We start from the raw sequence: 21,005 nt of genomic DNA on the forward strand, positions 1-21,005 counted from the left end.
TATGTTTGGTTGTTAGTTTTTAATTTAAATCTTTCTTCTTTTCCATTTATACATTTTCAAAATCCTCACAAACGGCATGGTTAAGCCATTTGTGTATATTGGGTTAAAATTGTAATCACCTTCAAACACGCATGAATACTGGGTTTAGAGTGATTTTACTTTGGTGGTTGTTTTTCTTTTTTTATTATATTTTTTATATTTTTCTAATTCTTTTTCTTTTGCACATTTATTACAATATGTTTGTTTTACCCTACCATACATAGGAAACGGGTAACTCTGTAAACTGTTGATATGACTTAGTTTTAAGGGTTATGTTTTAAATTTTCATTAAATTTTTAGCTATTTTTGAGTAGTTTAACGTGTCGTTCTCTGCGACACCAAGTGGACAGAACCATTTGGGTCTTAGCTAAAACTGAGGACGGTGTAGTTTCTCCTCCATTATAAGAAAATAATGCAATACCTCCCTAGATGGCTATTTTACTAGTGTGACAAACATTTAACTTTGTTTTCATTCTTAGCTCTATGTTTATTTACACAGAATAAAAATCTATTCCCTCCTATAGGTAGACCCCTATAGGTAGCTTAAATATAGTGTTACCAACCGTTTGTTGATATAATATTATTTTGTATCGTGACTTTTTAAGTGGATTTATAACATTTTAAATTATCTAAAGTGCATATGGTGCATAATTGTGCAACTCACTCGTCACTTTGGAAGCCATACCACTCCTACCCTTCCTATCGTCAAGGCAAAAACCTAGCTTAAATAGGGCTTTAACCCTATACTGTTTGCCTAGTCTTGCTTGATTTACTATAGGTTATACTTCCGTTAGTATCGGTCATTTACCGTATCTAATAACTTATAGTGTATTACTCCTAAGTGTCTTACCAAAGGTTGTTTTATCTCTCCTATCTCTTATCCTCTATACTGTCTTATCTTTTAGTTTGAGTAAGTAATTTCTTAAGTTATACACTTGACTTTGAGTAATGCCAAGGAATATTGTTTGGGAATTTGTTATTTGGAAGTAACTTTAAGTTATTACTAAAAGTTTAAGATTAAGTATTTACTTTAAAGCTAAGTTAGATATACTTCCTAGGGGATTTGGAAAACGGCTTATCTCCCTCCCTCCCAAAATTCAAAATATTTATAAAATACTCTGAATTTTAAGAAGACGTAAATTGAATACTTCCCTTTTTCATGTGGTATCCGTATTACACCACCATAACCTCACGATTACGGTTATCTATCCATAAGACTTTTATGTCTTAAACTCCCTTATTAGTGTCTTTATAAAGATTTTAGATACTCCCTCTAGCTTTCGCTAACACTGTTACTCCTTAATAATAAGTTTTTTGCCCACAATGCAATCGCCAACACCGACCTTATCACGTGGGCGTATTTCCATCTAACGTATAACAAACAGGTGCTTATCCAACTAATAATAGTCCTTTCTATAAATGATATGATAAGAATGTAAGGAAACGATCATATAAGAATGTACAAATTAGTTTGAATAAATTATAATTACTCAAGATTTATTGGGGGTAATTATGATTATAAAAACTAATATTTATTCAGAAATTAAAATTAATACTTTAGAAGATCTTCATAAACTAAAGCCAATTATGGAGGTAAACAATTTGAAAGTAAATAAAAGCCAAATAGCTAGGGAACTTGGTGTTGATCCTCGAACCGTAGGCAAATATTTAAATGGATATGTCAAACCTACCACTAGAAACTGCAAATCTAAGATAGAAGCTTTTAATCCTATTATAAAAGAGCTTCTTGGTAAAGATTCAATTCAAGTATTTTATTACAAGCGCATTTTATGGCAATATCTTAAAGATAATCATGGACTAGATTGCGCTCAATCTTCGTTTAGAAGATACATTTCTAAGCACTCAGAATTTAATGAGTATTTTACTAGTAGGAAAAAAGGACATATATCAAATACTTCGTCTATCAGGTATGAGACTAAAAAAGGACAACAAGCTCAATTGGATTGGAAAGAAAATATAGAATTTATTTTAACTACAGGTGAAGTCATTAATATAAATGTTTTTGTGTTAATCCTTTCATACTCAAGATTTAGAGTATATAAATTATCTATTGATAAAACACAAGACGTACTACTTTCCTTTTTAGATGAGTCATTTGAAACATTTGGAGGAGTACCTGAAGAATTACTCACAGATAACATGAAAACTGTTATGGATGAAGCTAGAACCAATTATTCTAAAGGAAAAGTAAATAATACATTTCAACAATTTGCAGATGACTATGGATTTAAGGTCCGTCCCTGCATAGCAGGAAGACCGAATACAAAAGCTAAAGTTGAAGCTCCTATGAAACTATTAGATGAAATAAGAGCATATAATGGAACCTTAGATTATGAAGGTCTGTATAAGCTCGTTTCAGATTTAAACAATAGAATTAATAGTACATGCCATACGTCAACTGGCAAAATACCTATATTGCATTTAAAAAAAGAAAAAGATTTCTTATCTGAACTGCCTAAAGAACAGATAAGAAATCACTACAAAATAATCACCACAAGTGTTAAAGTAAATTACCAAAGCATGATTTCATATAAATCAAACCAATATTCTGTCCCACCAGAATACATAGGCAAAAAACTAAAACTTCAAGTTTATGATGATCAACTACATGTGTATTATAACATAAGTTTAGTTACTATTCATAAAATACAAAATCAGAAGTTAAACTATCATACTGATCATTATGCTGAAATCATTGCTTTAACATTTAATAAAAATTCATATGAAATGATAGAAAAAGCTAAAAATAATTTGAAAATGATAGGAGAAGTATATCAAAATGAATAGTACATATACACAACTTATAAATAATTTAGAATATTTGAAGATGAAGCAAATGATTACTCATTTGGACGAAGTTATTGATTTTACAACAAAGAATAATTTGTCTTTTGTTGATGCTCTTATTAAGCTTACAGCTCATGAAATTGACTATAAAGAAGCAAACATGATTAAATCTATGGTTAAGGTTGGAGCGTTTCCACATCAAAAAGAAATTAAGGACTTTGATTTTAATTTTCAACCTGGAATTAATAAAGATCAAATATTAGATTTTTTAACACTACGTTTTTTAGAATCACAAGAAAACATTGTATTTTTAGGTTCTAGTGGTGTTGGTAAAACACATCTTGCGACTTCTATCGGAATCGCGGCTGCAAAGCGCCGTTACAGTACTTATTTTATTAAGTGCAATGATTTGTTGCAACAGCTAAAGCGAGCAAATTTAGAGAATAGATTAGATGCTAGACTTAAGCACTTTAGTAAATATAAGCTTCTTATTATTGATGAATTAGGTTATTTACCTATAGATAAAGAGGATTCAAAATTATTCTTCCAATTAATCGACATGAGATATGAGAAAAAAAGTACCATCTTAACCACCAACATAAATTTTAATTCTTGGGATGATATTTTTTTTGATGCTGTTATAGCTAGTGCTATCTTAGATAGAGTTTTACATCACGCCCATGTTGTTACAATTAATGGAAAGTCGTATAGACTAAAAGATCATTTTAAGCAAGACGAAGATTAAAAAAACTACATTCTTAAATGATCGAAAAGTTACATTCATGGGTTGACATTTATACTTTCCACAACTGTGAGTTTTTTATTGTGTTATTCCTTTAACCACGCTAACCTATACTTTTTAGTTAGCAATGTTTTCAAAGGACTTTGCTAAAATTACAATGGCGAAAAATATCTCTTTTGTAAAAAAGTGTATAGGAAATAAAGCCTTGCAATCTCCATTTTTTTCGATTACAATATAGTTATCTATTGTGTTGTAATCTTGAGAGAGATTGCAAAAGTTTTATTAAAACGATATTCAGTTTTAGTAACTGGTACTTTTGTTGAGTATCAGTTATTTTTTTATTTAAATTATTAATTCCTTAAATTCTCTAATGGAGAATATCTCTGATAACATTTTCTTAAATCTTCATCTTGTAAATCTAAATACGCCTTTTCAGTTACGGTAACTGAACTATGTCCTAATAATCTTGATAATGTATAAATATCACCTTTAGAAGCAAGTAAAAATCTTCTAGCAAAGTTATTTCTCAAAGAATGAGGTGTAATTAATTTATTAATCTTTGCTCTTTTTAGGTAAACTCTAAAATTTCTTTCAAAATTGTTATTAGCTAAATATGAATTAGTTCTTTGTGTAGGAAATAACAGTTCTGTTTCTTGTATACTATCCTTATATTTAAGCCAACGTTGTAATATTTTACTCATATTGTTAGAATAGAAAACTACTCTATCTTTTTTACCTTTATTTATTTCAGCAGGTATAAGTATTGTTCTTCTTACTATGTCTATATCATTAATAGTTAAATGGAGAGTTTCCGACAATCTCATACCAGTATCAAAAATTAAATTTATTACCGTATAATCTCTAAATTCATGAAACTTTGTACAATCAATATACCTTATTAATTTTTTATATTCTTCATCTGTTAATTGCTCTTTACTTTTCCTTTCTGTTTTTATAAATTTACATTTGTGTATATCATTATCTTGTAAATTATTATCTTGTAAAAAACTAGCAAACGCTTTTATATTTCTTAAATAATTATTTAGTGTGGAATTACTTATCTCTTTTCCTATATCAGTTCTTTTATCTATATTAGCCTTTTTTGCCCCTTCTTCTGTTGCACTAAAAGAATATTTCCCCCTATCTTTAGTAAATTGTATATATTCTTCTACAATCTTTTTATTTAACTTAGATATATCTGTTATTTGTTTTTCTTCTTCCATATATTGTGCAAACAATGTAAGAGTCTGATAATAAGATTTAATTGTCTTACTACTTAAATTTTTATATTTGCAATATTCTATATAGATAACTATAATATCTTTAATATCTTGTTTTTTTGTAATTTTAGGCAATAAAAAAACACCTCCAAATATATCAAGATAAACTCAATATATTAGAGATGTTATATAATTTGTATTTATTGTTATTAATCTACATTTTCATATATCTTTTTATTAATTTATTGCTATCATCAATGAAAAGAATGGCTTAACCAAGCCTTTTAAGAAACCTTATTTTTTAAGCGAAGCTTATCAGCAATTATTGCGATAAATTCACTATTTGTAGGCTTACCTTTATCATTATGGATTGTGTATCCAAATAGCTTGTTTATAGCTTCTATTTGTCCTCTGCCCCACGCTACTTCTATAGCATGTCTTATAGCTCTTTCTACTCTTGAAGCTGTTGTATTATACTTCTTAGCTATTGATGGATATAATTCTTTTGTTACTGCTGATAATAATTCTATATCATTAACAACCATAGTTATAGCTTCTCTTAAATACATATATCCTTTTATATGAGCTGGTACTCCAATTTCATGTATAATATTTGTTATTTCTGTTTCTAAATCTAAAGTTCCTTTAGGTTCTTGAGACTCACTAGTATAAGAAATCATCGGTTGAGATGATGTTCTTCTTACATTTTGAGTTTCACTTTCATTACTAAACATTTCTCTTATTCTTTTTGTAAACACTTCCATATCAAATGGCTTTACAGTATAATAATCTGCTCCTAATGTTATCGCTTGTTGTGTAATCTTATCTTGACCTACGGCAGATAATATTATAATCTTAGGCATCTTTTCTAAATTCATAGTATTTAATTTTTCTAAAACACCTAAACCATCTAAATGAGGCATTATTATATCTAGAATTAACAAATCCGGTTTCTTCTCTATTATTAAGTCTATAGCTTCTCTACCATCTTTTGCTATCCCAGTTACTATTATATTTCTTTGATTTAATAAATAATCATTTAAAATACTACAAAATTCCTTATTATCATCAGCAATAAGTACAGATATTTTTTTATCTTCCATGCTTTTCCTCTCCTTCATAAACCTAATTATGTTAATATTAAAATCATAATCTCTATAACATTATAAACTACTTTTAATAGTAAACTTATCACATTAAAATAATTCTATACTCATTAATAAAAATCCTTTTTTTGCTTCATTACGTTATAGTGATATGTATATTGTTGTTTTTTATCTTTATTATAGATAAAAAACAACAACTAAATTATAACATGAATTAATCAAATATAACATTAATTGTTATATTTAATTTATATTCCACTATTTGTAAATTATAACCTTATTTTTAATATAAGTAAATAGTTTTGTAGAAAATAGTTTGTAAAACTCATTATTTTTTTATGATAAAAGCACTAATTTTAAAAATTAGTGCTTTTATCAGTACATTTTTATTTTATTATTTCTGCATCTTTTAACATCCATTCTATATATATTCCATAACCTGTATCTGGCTTATTTATTAACACGTGAGTTACTGCTCCCACGATTTTATTATTTTGAATAATAGGACTTCCACTCATTCCTTGAACTATGCCACCAGTTTTTTCTAGTAATACAGGATCTGTAACTTTTATCACCATACTTTTAGGACCTGGTGTATTTTGTTCTAAAAGTCTAACTATTTCTATTTCATATTCTTTTGGACCTGATTCATCAATAGTCGTAATTATGCTAGCTTTTCCTTCACATATTTCATTTCTAAATCCTACTTTCATTGGCTTTGTATCATTTTTTAAAATATTAGTATTTTCTACTGTTCCAAAAATTCCACTCTCCGTATTACTTTTTATTTTTCCACTTACATTGTTTTCATTTATAAATATTCCTTTAAGTTCTCCTGGAGAACCTTTTTCACCTCTTCTTAAACTTATTATTGAAGATTCTAACAAATCACCTTTTTTTATTAAAAATGTTTCATTTGTATCACAATCTGTAATAGGATGGCCTAATGCACCGAATTTCTTTGATTCCTTATCTATAAATGTTATTGTTCCTACACCCGCTGTAGAGTCTCTAATCCATAATCCTAATTTATAATCTGAATTTTCCTCTTTTTTAAGCTCTACTTCTCTAGTAATATTTTGATTATTTCTTAAAACATCCATTTTGATTTTGCTATTTTTGCAATCTTTTATTATATTAACCAAATCTTTGCAATCTTCAACATCTTCTCCATTAATTTTTAATATTATATCTCCTAATTGAATTCCACCCAACTTTCCCGGACTTTCCTCTGCAACATTATTAATCTCTATATTAGAATATCCAACTACTAAAACACCTTTGGTGGATACTCTAACACCTACACTATTTCCACCTGGATAAACCTCCAAATTTTTCACTTTTTGGACTTCTAGGGATTTTACTGGTATTACTCCTAATAATTTCACCTGATATTTATTGTCATAATCTTTAATTTTATTTATTGTACTTCCTATAGGAAGCATTGAAGATACTGGTATATCTTTGTTGGTATATATTATATTGGGAATACCTTTTAAATATATACTAGTTATTAAAACCAGAATCAAGATTGGAGCTGTAATTAAACTAATAACTTTTAATATTTTCTTCTTCATAATTTCCCTCCTCCTTTGCTTCTGATTTTAATTTCCCCATGAGACAAGCCTATTATGCTGTATTAACATTGTTATAAAAGTTAAAAATTTTTAGTTCATACTAAATTTTTTATAAATATATTTTTATTGTTATATAAAAAAGTAGCTACGTCATACTTTTTAGTTGCGAGTGGATAATTGATAATTGAGAGTTTCGGTTCAACGTTTTAAGACTTTCTAAAAATACATATTTTAAAATTCCATAAGGAATTTTATCCTTAACTCTCAACTTTCCACTATCAATTCTCAACTTACCTATTCTCTCCACTTTTCACTCTGCACTCTTAATTGATATTTAAAATAGTAGTACGCACTATGATTATTTTTTATTCTTTAGGTTTATTTCTTAGATTTTAAGCAAAATATAACATAAATTATCTACATATTCTTTAGAAATATAATTTTCTAAAGAATAAAAAAAATAAAATCATGTATTACATGATTTTATTTTTACCAAAATATATTACTATATGTATTAATTTTTAAATTTCTGATTTTTTTATTTCTGCAATTTTTATCATTTCTTTAACATTATTTAATGTTGCTTCTGTAACTTCATCTCCACCAAGCATTCTACCAATTTGATATTCCTTTTCTTCTTTTGTTAGTACTCTTATATTAGTAAATGTCTTATTATCCTTTACAGCTTTCGACACAAAATAATGATGATCTGATAAAACAGCTATTTGTGGAAGATGTGTTATACATAAAACTTGATGACTTTTAGAAACTTGATACATTTTTTCACCAACTCTTTGAGCTACAACTCCACTTATACCAGTATCTATTTCATCAAAAATTAAAGTTGCTATATTGTCTTTGTCAGCAAAAACACACTTTAATGCAAGCATTATTCTTGAAAGTTCTCCACCTGATAATATTTTTTCTAATGGCATAAGTGGTTCTCCAGGATTTGTTGAAATCATAAAGCACACTTCATCAAATCCTCTTGCATTAAATTTTTCTTCTCTTTTTATACTTATTTCCATAGTAGATTTTTCAAGACCTACAAAACTAAGTTCATTTAAAATCTTTTCCTTTAATTCATAACTCTTCTCAAGTCTTAATTCATGAAGTTTTAATGCTACTTTTTCCATTTTATCTATAATTTCTTGTTTCTCTACATTTAATTTTTCAATTATCTTTTCAGCATTTATAAGATCACTATATTGTATTTTTATTTTGTTATAATACTCTAAAACTTCTTTTATAGTAGCTCCATATTTTTTCTTATATTGATTAATTTCATATATTCTTGCATTTATCTTTTCCAATTCATCATCATCATAAACAACTTCTTCTGCTAAACTTCTTATATCTCTAGAAGCTTCTTCTATTGTATAAAAAGCTTCTTCTATTAATTGTCTATTTTTTTTAACTTTTTCAAAATTACTTTCGATGTTAGATAATTCTTGAATAACTTTTGAAATTGAATTTATAACGCTATTTTCACCATCAACACCGTTTAATAAAGTATATGATAATTTTAAACCATTACTAATCTTTTCAGCATTTGATAATAAATTAAATTGATCTTTTAAAATCTCTTCTTCATCTTCTTTTAATTTTCCATTTTCTATATCTTCAATTTGAAATTTAAGATAATCTAAAAGCTTATCTCTATCCTCATTGCCATATATCTCTTGAATTTTATTTTCAATTTGTAATAAACTATCTTTTAAAGAAGCAAATACATCTAAATGTTTAAAAATCTCTTCTCCTACAAATTCATCTAAATATATAATATGACTGCTTCTTTGAAGAAGATTTTGATTTTGATGTTGACCATGTATATCTAATAACTTTTCTCTTATTTTTTTTAATTGAGATGTTAAAAAAGTTTTTCCATTAATTTTAATCAAACTTCTTCCACTTTGATGAGTTTCTCTTGAAATGATTAACATATCATCATCACTTTCAATATCTAATTCAATTAATGCATTTTTTAATAAGCTATTTTCTACAGTAAATATAGCCTCAACATAAGTCTTATCTTCTCCAGTTCTTATTAAACTTTTAGAAAATTTACCACCTAATACATAATCTATTGCGTCAATTAAAATAGATTTACCTGCACCTGTTTCACCAGAAAGAATATTAAAACCTTCGTTGAAATTCATAGTTACTTCTTGTATCAATGCAAAATTTTTAATGTTTAATTGAATTAACATATATACCCATCCTTACAATTATAGTGATATTCTTTTTCTTATTTTTGCTACTAATTCTTCTGCTTTTTCTAAGCTTCTAAGAAGTATAAATATTGTATTATCTCCTGCTACTGTTCCTGCAATATCAGTTCCTTCTAAATTATCTATAGCTTCAGCTGCTGCTGATCCTGAACCACTTATTGTCTTTATTACAACCATTTTGTCTACATTTTCTGCACTTATAACTGTATTAGATAGTATATTACTTAATCTATCAATTATATTCTTTTCTTCACCTGAAGATACAACATATTTATAGTTTCCAGATGCTCCTTGTACTTTTATAAGCTTTAAATTTTTAATATCTCTTGAAACAGTTGCTTGTGTTACATCAAAACCTTGTAATTTTAATTCTTCAGCTAACTCTTCTTGCGTTTCTATCTCTTTAGATGATATAATTTCTAATATCTTGGTATGTCTTTTTGATTTCAAATTTCTTCACCATCACATTCCTTAGAATTATTTAATACCTTATTTCTTATTACTCTAAAATAATCATAATCATTAAATAATAGTAATTTTAATGATTTTGGATTCTTTTTCACAGTTATAATAGGATTATCTTTCATTTCTATTGCTCTTTGTCCATCTACTGTTAAATATATTTCGTCTCCACTATTTTCTGCTACTATCTTTACAGTACTATCACCTTTTATTACGATTGGATGCATACTCTTTGTGTGAGCACATATTGGTACTATACTAACGACTTCTAAATCTGGATATAAAAACGGTCCTCCTGCTGAAAAAGAATAAGCTGTTGATCCTGTTGGAGTTGAAACAATAAGTCCATCTCCTTTAAATATAGCATATAACTTTTCATCAATAAATATCTTAAATTTAACCATTCTTGATAGTGTTCCTCTAGCTACAACTACTTCATTTAATGTTTTAATATTCTTTATTGACTCATTTATACTTACTTCACAATTTAGCATCATTCTTTTATGAATTTTACAATCTTTAATCATGAGTTTTTTTAATGCCAAATCTAAATCTGATATTTCTATACTAGACAAAACACCCAAATTTCCTATATTTATTCCTAATATAGGTGCTTTAAAGTCATCATTTAATTCTCTTGCTACTCCAAGTAGTGTACCATCTCCACCTAAAACAATTAGCAAATCTAAAAAACTTAAATCTAAATTTTTTATATCAAAGCTATTATATACCTTAATATTTTTTACATTACAAATAGTTTCAATCTTTTTTGTTACCATATTTAAAATTGTATTCTTATGATCTTTTGATGGATTTATAGCAATACCTATATTCTTCATAACCCCTCCAAAAATCCCTATAATTCTTTATGAGATTCTTCTACAACCCTTTCTATATCTTCAAGTTCAAAATTGCTTTCTTTTTCATTGTCTTTTGTGAAATAAACTAAGTACTCTCTATTTCCTTCTGGGCCCTTTATTGGAGAATATCCTACTCCTAAAATATTTAAATTTTCATTTTTAAGAAATTCAACTATTTCATATACAACTTCTTTATGTGTGCTAATTTCTCTAACGACACCCTTTTTACCTACTTTTTCACGTCCTGCCTCAAATTGTGGCTTTATCAATGCAACCACTTCACCATTATCCTTTAAAAGACCTAATGTTGCAGGCATTATCTTTTTTAATGATATAAATGATACATCTATTGATGCAAAATCTAAAGGCTCTCCAATATCTTCTAATGTAACATATCTTATATTAGTTCTTTCCATGCATACAACTCTTTCATCAGTCCTTAACTTCCAAGCAAACTGTCCATATCCTACATCAACTGAATATACCTTTTTAGCCCCATTTTGAAGCATACAATCAGTAAATCCCCCTGTAGATGCTCCTATGTCCATACATACCTTATCTTCTAAAGATATGTTATAAGATTTCATTGCTTTTTCTAATTTAAGTCCACCTCGACTTACATACTTAAGCGTCGGCCCTTTGTATTCTATATTAGCATTTATATTTATCTTTTCTCCAGCTTTATCAACTCTTTGACCATCGACAAATACTTTACCTTCCATAATACAAGCTTTAGCTTTTTCTCTAGAAGTAATTATACCCTTTTCTACTAAAAGTATATCCAGTCTTTCTTTTTTTTCTGCCATATATTATATTCTCCTTATTAATTATAAAGTTTAAGTATGGTACTACTTATACTTTCAGGATCTAATCCATATTTTTTATAAAGTACTTCTACATTTCCTTGTGGAATAAATTCATCATTATATCCTAATAATTTTATATTCCCATTATAATTTATGCAATTTAGATGTTGTAAAATAGCCGTTCCAAGTCCACCAGATATAATATTATCTTCTATAGTTATAATATCATATCCCTTTTCTTTTAAATCATTTAATAAATCTTTATCTATAGGTTTAATAAAAGTTGCATTTATAATTTTAGGATTTAGTCCTCTTTCTTTTAATATTTCTTTAGCTAAAATTGCATGTTGAAGCATCCTTCCACTAGCAATTATACATATTTTATTTCCTTCACTTATAACTTCCCATTTTCCATAATTTATTTCTGTTAAAACATTTAAATTATGTAAAATATCTTTACCTCTTGGATATCTTATTGCCACAGGTGAATTTTTATTTATTGCCCATTTTAGCATACTATATACTTCTTTTGTACACTTTGGTGCTATTATAGTCATATTAGGTATCATAGACAAATAACTTACATCCATAATTCCTTGATGAGTTTCCCCATCTTCTCCTACTATTCCAGCCCTATCCACAGCAAATATTACAGGTAAATTTTGAATGCACACATCATGTATTACCTGATCAAATCCTCGTTGTAAAAAAGTAGAGTATACTGCAAATACAGGCTTTAATCCATTGGCTGCCATTCCTGCTGCTAATGTGACAGCATGTTGTTCTGCTATACCAACATCAAAAAAACGTTCTGGATAAGTAGTGGCAAACTCTTTTAATCCTGTTCCATCCGGCATTGCTGCTGTTATAGCTACTACTTCCTTTTCTTCTTTTGATATATCAATTAATGCATTACCAAAAGCTTTAGAATATGTATATTTACAAGTTTTATTAATCTCTTCTTTTTTATTATTGCTAGGAGGTATTCCATGATACTTAGAAGGACTTTTTTCTGCTAATGAATATCCCTTGCCTTTTTGCGTAACCGTATGTATTATAACAGGTCCTTCCATATCTTTAACTCTGCTAAATACTTCATTCATTGCTTTTACATCATGCCCATCAACTGGGCCTATATATTTTATCCCCATATTTTCAAAAAACATAGAAGGCACAACTAATTGTTTTATACTATCTTTTATTTTTGATATTTTAGAAATAATATCTTTCCCTAAATCTGAAGAGCTAAGAGATGTATTTATATTAGTTTTTAACTTATTATATCTTTCACCAGTTCTTAATTTATTTAAGTATCTAGACAAACCTCCAACATTAAGAGAAATGGACATTTGATTATCATTTAAAATAATTATCATTTTAGTTTTTCTAAAACCTATATCATTTAAGGCTTCTAATGCCATACCTCCTGTTAAAGCTCCATCACCAATTACAGCAACTACAATATACTTTTCCTTTTTTAAATCCCTTGCCCTTGCCATTCCAAGTGCTGATGAGATTGATGTACTGCTATGTCCAGTATCGAAATAATCATATTTACTTTCATTTCTTTTTGGAAATCCACTTAAACCATCTAATTGTCTAAGATTTTTAAAATCATCTTTTCTACCAGTTAAAATCTTGTATACATAACTTTGATGTCCTACATCCCATACTATTTTATCTCTTTCAAAATCAAAAGATTTTATAAGACTTAATGTAAGCTCTACAACACCTAAATTAGATGATAAGTGACCTCCTGTTTTTGAAACACTCTCTATCAAAAATTGTCTTATTTCATTACTTAATCTTTTTGTATCACTAGCGCTTAAATTTTTTAAATCTTTTGGGAAATTTAAACTATCTAATAACGACTTCATAATAACCATTCCCTTTTTTAATTTAGTCTATTTAAAAGATTATAAGTTAATTCTTTTAATAAACTAGAATCTACACTTAAGTTGTCTAAAATTTTTATACATTCTTCAGTTAATATTTTACAAAGTTCTTCACACTTTTCCAACCCATAAACAGTTATGAAATTAGTTTTATTTAATTCTGTATCTTTATTTATTGCTTTACCTAATTCTTCTTCAGTTCCTATTACATCTAATATATCATCTTTTATCTGAAATGCTAACCCTAATTTTTTACCATATTCATTTAAAGCCTCTATATCTCTACTTGGAACATTAGCTAAAATCCCCCCTGATACTATAGAAACTCTTATAAGTTCGCCAGTCTTCTTTTTATGCATATATTCTAATTCTTCTTTTGATATTTCTTTTCCTTCACTTAATACATCAACAACTTGACCACCTATCATTCCTTCTGGCCCTGCTGCCTTTGAAATTTCATAAGAAGCTTTTAATACATTTTTTTCTAATTGCAAAGAACTTTTCATAAGTAATGTCATAGCTTCATTTAATAAAGCATCTCCTGCTAAAACTGCAATATTTTCACCAAAGATCCTATGATTTGTTGGCTTTCCTCTTCTTAAATCATCATTATCCATACATGGAAGGTCATCATGAATTAAAGAATACGTGTGAATCATTTCTATTGCAGCTGCTATTGGTAATACTTTTTTTATATCATCTTTATATAAAGAATAAGTTAACATAAGTAGTATTGGACGAATTCTTTTTCCTCCTATATTTACGCTATATGCTGCTGACTCATAAACAGTTTTATTATAAGAATTTTTGTTTGCAAAATAATTTTTTAAATATTCATCTATTATATTTTTTAAATTATCTATCTCCATCTTGACCTTCAAACTCCACTTCTTTCTCATCCTTAATTACAGATATTTTTCCTTCATATGAATTTAAAGTCTTATAAAGTTTATTAACTAATTTAACCCCATCTTCATATGCTTTCATACCCTCTTCAAGATTTAAGTTATTACCCTCTAATGTACTTAAAATGTCTTGAAGTTTATTTAACATATCTTCATAACTTTCTTTTCTTGGCATATAATATTCTCCTTACTTAATAGGTATAAAATTCCCTTTAACTTTACCATCACTTAAAGAAATTCGAATTTCTTTTTGGTCTTTTAATCTTGATGTTTCTTTAATGATTTCTTGATTTTCATCTTCTATTATAGCATATCCTTTATTAAGTACCTTTATAGGATTATTTGCGCTTAATAAACTATTTAATGATTCTATTTTTTGCTTTTCTCTCTTTATTTTTGTGTCTATTGCAAAATATAATCTATCTTTTAATTTATCAACTTCTATATACGAGTTTACTATTCTAGTCATTGGAGAATGTAATTTTAAAAGTCTCTTATTCGCTTCTAATTTATCCTTACATTCTCTTAATTTTCTTTGAATTTCACTATCCAATGTTTTAGATATGTCATAAATCCTTGTATTTATATCACTTAAGAGTGGAACTGCTATTTCAGCTGCTTGTGAAGGTGTTGCAGCTCTTATATCAGAAACAAAATCTGAAATTGTAAAATCTACTTCATGACCTACTGCTGAAATAATAGGAAGTTTTGAATTAAATATGACTTCTGCAAGCTCTTCTTCATTAAAATTCCAGAGTTCTTCTATAGAACCTCCGCCTCTTCCAATTATTATAAGATCAATATCTTGCTTATTATTAAAATATTCAATTCCTTCAATTATTTCTTTATATGCACCATCGCCTTGAACCTTTGCAGGATATAAAACTATATCTACTAATGAATTTCTTCTCTTAGTTACATTTATTATATCTCTTATTACTGCACCTGTTGATGAGGTTACAACACCTATTTTTTTAGCATACATTGGAATACTTTTCTTATATATCTCATCAAAATATCCTGCTTTTGATAGTTTCTCTTTAAGAGCTTCAAATTTTATAAAAAGTTCTCCTTGACCTTCTTTTTTAATTTCATCACAATAAAGTTGAAAACTGCCTGCAGCTGTATAAATAGATGCTCTACCTTTTACTATAACTTCCATACCATCTTCTAAAGCAATATTTAAAAGACTTGCTTTACCTTTAAACATAACACAGTTTACTTTGCTATTACTATCTTTTAAAGAAAAGTAAATATGTCCACTGCTATGAAACTTTAAATTAGAAATCTCCCCTTTTACAGAGAGATTATTTAAAATAAAGTCATTATCTATTATTTTTTTTATATAGCTTGTTAAGTCTGAAACAGTTAAAGTTTTAATCTTCATATTCCTTTAAAGCCTCACATGAATTTTTTATTAAAAGTGTTGTAGTTAAAGCTCCAACTCCCCCTGGTACTGGTGTTACAAAAGAAGCTTTATCTATTACCTTATCAAAATTAACATCCCCAGTTATTTTACCCTCAAAAGATGAAGTTCCAACATCAATAACTATTGCATCTTCTTTTACATATTCTCCATCTATAAACTTAGGTTTACCAATTGCCACTACTAATATATCTGCTTTACTACAAACTTCTTTTAAATTCTTTGTTTTAGAATGACATATAGTAACTGTTGCATTTTCATTTAATAAAAGTTGTGCTACTGGCTTACCTACTATGTTACTTCTTCCAAGTACAACTACTTCTTTACCAGTTATATCAATATTAAGGCTCTTAATTAAAGTTACAACTGAATTAGGTGTACATGGTAAAAATCCTTTTTCACCCATATACAATTTACCTTGACTTTCAAATGTAAGACAATCTATATCCTTTTTAATAGATATCTCTTTTATTATTTTCTTTTCATCTAAATGCTTAGGTAAAGGTAATTGTAATATAATTCCTTGAATACTAGAATCATCATTTAATTTATGTATTTCATTTATAACATCTTCATCATTAACCTTTTCTTCCAGTACAATTTTCAAAAAATCTACTCCTAAAGAATTAGCTACTTTTTCTTGACTTGACATATAATAAATTGATCCACCATCATTTCCAACTAATATAGATGCAATCTTTGGAATACTTAATTTATTGTTTTTTCTTTCTTCTACAAAAGTTTTTATTTCCTCTTTTATTTTTAATGCTACTTCTTTTCCATTTATAATTTGCCCCATTTTTTTCGCCCCTTCTAATCTATTTTTTTAAAATTTTATCTAAAACTCCATTTATAAACGAAACACTTTTTTCATCTGAATATTTCTTTGTTATTTCTAATGCTTCATTTATTGCAACTTTATTAGGAATTTCTTCATCATATAATAATTCATATACAGCTAATCTTAATATACACAAATTAACTTTTGATATTCTATCTATTTTCCAATTACATAAGTTATTTGATATAGCTTCATCTATATTGTCTTTATTATTTTCTACACCTATTAATATTCTTTTTATGTATGTTAAATCTAATTCTTTTATATTACCTTCATAATTATCTACAAAATTTTCTAAAGTTTCCTCACAATTATCAGTATTTAATGTCATTCCAAATAATAATTCCATTGCTTTTTCTCTTGATAGTTTTCTGTTCATCTGATCCTCCATGTACTTTAATTTCTTCTTAAATTCTTGTCATTTTTATTAAAATTTATTCTCTAAATAATATCTAGCATGGAAACACCCTCTGAAATTCAGAGGGTGAAATTAAATATTAATTAGATTCACTTTCTTCTTTTTTAGGCATATATATGTTCTGAACATACACATTCACAGCCTCTACCACTAATCCTGTCATAGCTTCAACTGTTCTTTTTACATTGTCTTGAACTTGTGAAACTACCTCCATTATTTTTACACCATACTCGACACTTAAATTTATATCTATAGTTGCTTTATCCTCAAGCAAAGTAACCTTTGTTGACTTACCTAATGATTTCTTACCTTTTAAAATACTTGATAAATTATTTGAGGCCCCTACTGGGTAATCACTAACACCTTCAATTTCTTGTGCTGCAATACCTGAAATAACGCTTACTACTTCATCTGATATCTTTACTATACCAACGTTATCTTCTCTATTCAAACTTTCCATGCTTTTCACCCTCCTAGGTTTTGTAATAACAAAACATGTTAATCTTACGTTTATTATAACAAATATGATTTAATATTACAATTACAATTAAACTTATATTATTTTTTTATACTATAATTATGTTATCTTTGAACTTGTATTATTACATCTTTTATCTTTGATACATTTTGAACTATTTCTTGGATAGCAACACTATCTTTTTCTTCAATAGTATTTGGTGACTTTACTATTACTGTTGCTTTATTATCATCTATCATACATAATGCATCTTCATAACCTTTATTTTTTATATTTAATTCAATTCTACCTTCATTATCTTTTCTTAAAATTCTTTCTTTCAATTCCTTATTTGCATCTTCTTTCTTTTCCTTAGGTGTATTTTCATCTGCCACTAATGCTTTTAAGCTTTGAATTGTTGCACTTTCTTGTTGCTCTCTATCACTTCTAGCTTGAAAGAAATATTCATTTTGACTCAATGTTGCTTTATCATCATCAGTCTTTTTCTCTTCTCCATTTTCTTCATTAACAGCAACATTTTCTGCTGATAATACTGCACTTAAATCAGTTGGATCATTCAACCCTCCATTATTTAACTTTGCTGCTAACACCCCTACACATAATATTAATGCTAACAAAGTAAAGATTATACCTAATTGTTTCCTTTTCATAATATTTTTCCTCCCATCCTTTTATCTTTTAAATTATATGCTACTTCTTCATAGGATATACATTAACCTTTTCTAAACTTAAGTTATATAACTTAGAAATTGCTTGTTCAATATTATATTTTGTTCTGCCATTTTCTGCTCCTTCTGCAACAACAACAACACCTATTATTTTAGGTTTATATGTTCTTAGTATAAATGGTTGATTCCCACCATCTTTACTTGTCATAACCACAGTTGCACCATCATTTTTTTGATTTGTTGTTCTTTTACCTCCTTCCGTATCTGTTTCTTCAGTTTTAGATACTTGAGCATTAGTATCATAAGCAGGAACTTTTTCTTCCCCACTTTCAAAAGAAATCATTACATCAACTTCTCCTACCCCCTCCATCTTTTTCAATATATTTTTTAATTCTACCTTTTGATTTTCTTCATATGTTTTTTGATCTGATGAAATATTTGTTGAAATGCTCATTTCCTTCTCTTTTGTATCCTCTTTTTTCTCATCATTATAAGTAATCTCATTATTCTTATTTATAGATTTATTCTTTGGTAATAATACATTCATTGCTATTAATATAAATGCCAATATTAAACAAATAGAAATAAGATTACTTAATTTTTTTTCACCTAATATTTTCTTTAGATCATTAAAAAACTTATTTTTATCCATAAACTCATCTCCTATTCCTCTATTTTATACACTTCGATTTTATCTTTAGGAATATCCAACTGTTCACTTATAAATGTCACTATTTCTTTATACTTTCTATTTCCATTATTGTTTTCTTCGCTATATTTCTTTTTGGTATTAATTCTTATTTTTTCAATCTTACTTATAGATTTTTCACTTATACCTATTCTTATTTTTTTTATATCAAAAAGCATTTTATTAAAATTCACCATACATTCGATATCACTTTTAAATTTTTTATTTGGATATTTAGATTTAAGTAAATTTTCACAATTCTTATTAAAGTTTTCTTCAAAAGCTTTTTTCCTTAAATCACTATTATCTGTTTTACTAATATCACTACTTTTTATTTCATCTTTATAATTAAGAAATATTTGTTCACAATCAGTAATAGACTCATAGATACTACTTTCCCCTTTTGAAATAATTCTTACTATTGGATTTAATATTATAGTTATTAAAACTAACCCTAATATGAATTTTAAATATTTCTTCATACTATTATTAGGACTTATAAGTTCTATTGCTGTTATAAATATAAGTGCAGTCACTAAAGTTGTTACTAATTCTTTTAATAAAGACATCATATTATCCTCCTACTATAAACAACCCTGAGGATGCAACAAGTGCTATTAATATAAAAAACATTAAACTAACACTTAAAACACAAGATATAATTAAAGTCATTGAATTTCCAGCTGCTGCTACTGAATTAGTTATTCTAGAATCACTTATTGGTTCAATTAAGGCTGCTGCTAATTTATATATAACTGTCATAAGTACTAACTTTACTATTGGATATAAAAGTATTAACACTATAATTAGTAATCCTATTGAGCTTATTGCATTTTTAATTATTAAAGAATACCCTGCTATAGCAGAAATAGCATCAGAAAATGTTTTTCCTACAATAGGTATAAAGTTATCAACTGCAAATTTAGTGGTTTTTAATGTAACTGCATCTATTGTTTTTGATGTAATTCCTCTAACAGTTAAAACACCTATAAAAATAGTTATTATTATTCCCTGCATCCATAAAGTGCACTGTTTTAATAGTTTACAAAGATTTATTATTTTATGGTCATTAGATAAATTGTTAGCAAATTCTAATACAAATCCCATTAAAATAAGTGGTATTATAATATTAGAATAAATTCTAGGTATAAATATAACTGCTGCTAAAATAATTGGATCTAATGTTGCTGCCTGGCTCAATCCACCTACCATAGCTATCATAGTTATAAGTACAGGTAATAATGCTGCCATAAAATCAGTAATATTTAATATAACTTCCTTTGCAACATCTATTGAGATAATAAAACTTTTTGAAAGTATCATTATTATTAGAGCATAGCATGCATAAAAAGCTATTTCCGATATATTATCATTTGAAAATGCATTTTGTAAATTTTTAATTAGTGAACAGATTATAACTATTGTAACTATTGATATAATAAGTTTTAATACGCTTCTTACTTCTTTAAACAATATACTTGTTAATGCCTTGCTTAAAGACTTTATAGAAAAATTACCTTCTCCATTTTTAATATATTCTTTTATATATTGAATTGGATCTAGGTCATTCATAAGCTCTACATTATTTTTCATTTTGTTTATATACTCATATAAATTACTTATTTGTTTTTGTGTATTATTATCTAATTTATCTACAGTTATTTCATCCATAACTGATTCACTTTTTTTAATGTCATTCTCATTACTTGTATTCAACTTCTGTTGTTCTAAACCATATACAGTATTTTTAGATACAAAAATACTGTTAAATACTGTCACCACAATAATACTTATCAAAAAAAATATTGTATATCTTTTTATTATCTTCATATCTA

General features: G+C 27.2%; 20 protein-coding genes. 2 read left to right on the top strand and 18 right to left on the bottom strand.

The window, feature by feature from the left end; genetic code table 11:
- The first annotated feature begins 1,551 nt into the window (after positions 1–1,551).
- Together istA and istB are read left to right on the top strand one after the other, a co-directional pair.
- A complete protein-coding gene (gene istA / locus BGI42_RS09280; protein WP_069680037.1) occupies positions 1,552–2,847 on the top strand; it encodes an IS21 family transposase in 1,296 nt (431 codons plus the stop codon).
- On the top strand, positions 2,840–3,592 hold the full coding sequence (gene istB / locus BGI42_RS09285) for an IS21-like element helper ATPase IstB (RefSeq protein WP_069679642.1): 753 nt from the start codon (positions 2,840–2,842) through the stop codon (positions 3,590–3,592). Before istA ends, istB begins: the two co-directional genes overlap by 8 nt.
- Before the next feature lie 347 nt (positions 3,593–3,939).
- Here the strand turns inward: istB and BGI42_RS09290 are convergent, their stop codons facing one another.
- The 18 genes from BGI42_RS09290 to spoIIIAE form a co-directional block, all read right to left on the bottom strand.
- The gene (locus BGI42_RS09290) at positions 3,940–4,944 is read right to left on the bottom strand and encodes a tyrosine-type recombinase/integrase (RefSeq protein ID WP_069680038.1); all 1,005 of its coding nucleotides are present in this window, start codon (positions 4,942–4,944) and stop codon (positions 3,940–3,942) included.
- A 149-nt stretch (positions 4,945–5,093) separates the two neighbouring features.
- Positions 5,094–5,912: a sporulation transcription factor Spo0A gene (spo0A, locus tag BGI42_RS09295; protein WP_069680039.1), complete on the bottom strand. Its 819-nt coding sequence runs from the start codon at positions 5,910–5,912 to the stop codon at positions 5,094–5,096.
- A 389-nt stretch (positions 5,913–6,301) separates the two neighbouring features.
- Positions 6,302–7,492 carry a SpoIVB peptidase gene (spoIVB, locus tag BGI42_RS09300; RefSeq protein ID WP_069680040.1) on the bottom strand — a complete coding sequence of 397 codons (1,191 nt, stop codon included), beginning with the start codon at positions 7,490–7,492 and terminating at the stop codon, positions 6,302–6,304.
- Positions 7,493–8,013: 521 nt separating this feature from the next.
- The gene (gene recN, locus BGI42_RS09305) at positions 8,014–9,702 is read right to left on the bottom strand and encodes a DNA repair protein RecN (RefSeq protein ID WP_069680041.1); all 1,689 of its coding nucleotides are present in this window, start codon (positions 9,700–9,702) and stop codon (positions 8,014–8,016) included.
- An 18-nt stretch (positions 9,703–9,720) separates the two neighbouring features.
- The gene (locus tag BGI42_RS09310; RefSeq protein ID WP_069680042.1) at positions 9,721–10,173 is read right to left on the bottom strand and encodes an arginine repressor; all 453 of its coding nucleotides are present in this window, start codon (positions 10,171–10,173) and stop codon (positions 9,721–9,723) included.
- Positions 10,170–11,024, bottom strand: coding sequence for an NAD(+)/NADH kinase (locus BGI42_RS09315; protein ID WP_069680043.1), 855 nt, complete (start codon positions 11,022–11,024; stop codon positions 10,170–10,172). Before BGI42_RS09315 ends, BGI42_RS09310 begins: the two co-directional genes overlap by 4 nt.
- A gap of 17 nt (positions 11,025–11,041) precedes the next feature.
- Complete coding sequence (locus BGI42_RS09320; protein ID WP_069680044.1) at positions 11,042–11,851, bottom strand: TlyA family RNA methyltransferase; 810 nt, start codon at positions 11,849–11,851, stop codon at positions 11,042–11,044.
- Positions 11,852–11,868: 17 nt separating this feature from the next.
- Positions 11,869–13,728, bottom strand: coding sequence for a 1-deoxy-D-xylulose-5-phosphate synthase (gene dxs, locus BGI42_RS09325; protein WP_069680045.1), 1,860 nt, complete (start codon positions 13,726–13,728; stop codon positions 11,869–11,871).
- Between the two features lie 17 nt (positions 13,729–13,745).
- On the bottom strand, positions 13,746–14,615 hold the full coding sequence (locus BGI42_RS09330; protein WP_069680046.1) for a polyprenyl synthetase family protein: 870 nt from the start codon (positions 14,613–14,615) through the stop codon (positions 13,746–13,748).
- Entirely contained in the window at positions 14,602–14,826 is a 225-nt protein-coding gene (gene xseB, locus BGI42_RS09335; protein ID WP_069680047.1) for an exodeoxyribonuclease VII small subunit, read from the bottom strand. The genes BGI42_RS09330 and xseB overlap by 14 nt, the downstream gene beginning before the upstream one ends.
- A gap of 12 nt (positions 14,827–14,838) precedes the next feature.
- A complete protein-coding gene (gene xseA, locus BGI42_RS09340; protein ID WP_069680048.1) occupies positions 14,839–16,038 on the bottom strand; it encodes an exodeoxyribonuclease VII large subunit in 1,200 nt (399 codons plus the stop codon).
- Positions 16,028–16,876 carry a bifunctional methylenetetrahydrofolate dehydrogenase/methenyltetrahydrofolate cyclohydrolase gene (locus BGI42_RS09345; protein WP_069680049.1) on the bottom strand — a complete coding sequence of 283 codons (849 nt, stop codon included), beginning with the start codon at positions 16,874–16,876 and terminating at the stop codon, positions 16,028–16,030. The genes xseA and BGI42_RS09345 overlap by 11 nt, the downstream gene beginning before the upstream one ends.
- Before the next feature lie 19 nt (positions 16,877–16,895).
- Positions 16,896–17,297: a transcription antitermination factor NusB gene (gene nusB / locus BGI42_RS09350; RefSeq protein WP_069680050.1), complete on the bottom strand. Its 402-nt coding sequence runs from the start codon at positions 17,295–17,297 to the stop codon at positions 16,896–16,898.
- A 118-nt stretch (positions 17,298–17,415) separates the two neighbouring features.
- Positions 17,416–17,796: an Asp23/Gls24 family envelope stress response protein gene (locus BGI42_RS09355; protein ID WP_069680051.1), complete on the bottom strand. Its 381-nt coding sequence runs from the start codon at positions 17,794–17,796 to the stop codon at positions 17,416–17,418.
- A gap of 122 nt (positions 17,797–17,918) precedes the next feature.
- Positions 17,919–18,464: a SpoIIIAH-like family protein gene (locus BGI42_RS09360; RefSeq protein ID WP_069680052.1), complete on the bottom strand. Its 546-nt coding sequence runs from the start codon at positions 18,462–18,464 to the stop codon at positions 17,919–17,921.
- A 40-nt stretch (positions 18,465–18,504) separates the two neighbouring features.
- Positions 18,505–19,134, bottom strand: a complete 630-nt coding sequence (spoIIIAG, locus tag BGI42_RS09365) for a stage III sporulation protein AG (RefSeq protein WP_069680053.1) — start codon at positions 19,132–19,134, stop codon at positions 18,505–18,507.
- Positions 19,135–19,145: 11 nt separating this feature from the next.
- A complete protein-coding gene (spoIIIAF, locus tag BGI42_RS09370; RefSeq protein ID WP_069681063.1) occupies positions 19,146–19,739 on the bottom strand; it encodes a stage III sporulation protein AF in 594 nt (197 codons plus the stop codon).
- Between the two features lie 4 nt (positions 19,740–19,743).
- Positions 19,744–21,000, bottom strand: coding sequence for a stage III sporulation protein AE (gene spoIIIAE / locus BGI42_RS09375; RefSeq protein WP_069680054.1), 1,257 nt, complete (start codon positions 20,998–21,000; stop codon positions 19,744–19,746).
- Positions 21,001–21,005: the final 5 nt, after the last annotated feature.

Origin of the sequence: Clostridium taeniosporum (assembly GCF_001735765.2) — a bacterium.
Taxonomy (GTDB): Bacteria; Bacillota; Clostridia; order Clostridiales; family Clostridiaceae; genus Clostridium; species Clostridium taeniosporum.

Excerpts from the sequence above, each read along its gene's own strand:
- BGI42_RS09355 (WP_069680051.1), bottom strand. The coding sequence starts at position 17,796 with ATGGAAAGTTTGAATAGAGAAGATAACGTTGGTATAGTAAAGATATCA.
- spoIIIAE (WP_069680054.1), bottom strand. The coding sequence starts at position 21,000 with ATGAAGATAATAAAAAGATATACAATATTTTTTTTGATAAGTATTATT.
- istB (WP_069679642.1), top strand. The coding sequence starts at position 2,840 with ATGAATAGTACATATACACAACTTATAAATAATTTAGAATATTTGAAG.
- recN (WP_069680041.1), bottom strand. The coding sequence starts at position 9,702 with ATGTTAATTCAATTAAACATTAAAAATTTTGCATTGATACAAGAAGTA.
- BGI42_RS09330 (WP_069680046.1), bottom strand. The coding sequence starts at position 14,615 with ATGGAGATAGATAATTTAAAAAATATAATAGATGAATATTTAAAAAAT.
- dxs (WP_069680045.1), bottom strand. The coding sequence starts at position 13,728 with ATGAAGTCGTTATTAGATAGTTTAAATTTCCCAAAAGATTTAAAAAAT.
- spoIVB (WP_069680040.1), bottom strand. The coding sequence starts at position 7,492 with ATGAAGAAGAAAATATTAAAAGTTATTAGTTTAATTACAGCTCCAATC.
- BGI42_RS09360 (WP_069680052.1), bottom strand. The coding sequence starts at position 18,464 with ATGAAAAGGAAACAATTAGGTATAATCTTTACTTTGTTAGCATTAATA.
- istA (WP_069680037.1), top strand. The coding sequence starts at position 1,552 with ATGATTATAAAAACTAATATTTATTCAGAAATTAAAATTAATACTTTA.
- xseA (WP_069680048.1), bottom strand. The coding sequence starts at position 16,038 with ATGAAGATTAAAACTTTAACTGTTTCAGACTTAACAAGCTATATAAAA.
- BGI42_RS09345 (WP_069680049.1), bottom strand. The coding sequence starts at position 16,876 with ATGGGGCAAATTATAAATGGAAAAGAAGTAGCATTAAAAATAAAAGAG.
- spo0A (WP_069680039.1), bottom strand. The coding sequence starts at position 5,912 with ATGGAAGATAAAAAAATATCTGTACTTATTGCTGATGATAATAAGGAA.
- BGI42_RS09315 (WP_069680043.1), bottom strand. The coding sequence starts at position 11,024 with ATGAAGAATATAGGTATTGCTATAAATCCATCAAAAGATCATAAGAAT.
- xseB (WP_069680047.1), bottom strand. The coding sequence starts at position 14,826 with ATGCCAAGAAAAGAAAGTTATGAAGATATGTTAAATAAACTTCAAGAC.
- nusB (WP_069680050.1), bottom strand. The coding sequence starts at position 17,297 with ATGAACAGAAAACTATCAAGAGAAAAAGCAATGGAATTATTATTTGGA.
- BGI42_RS09320 (WP_069680044.1), bottom strand. The coding sequence starts at position 11,851 with ATGGCAGAAAAAAAAGAAAGACTGGATATACTTTTAGTAGAAAAGGGT.
- spoIIIAG (WP_069680053.1), bottom strand. The coding sequence starts at position 19,134 with ATGGATAAAAATAAGTTTTTTAATGATCTAAAGAAAATATTAGGTGAA.
- spoIIIAF (WP_069681063.1), bottom strand. The coding sequence starts at position 19,739 with ATGTCTTTATTAAAAGAATTAGTAACAACTTTAGTGACTGCACTTATA.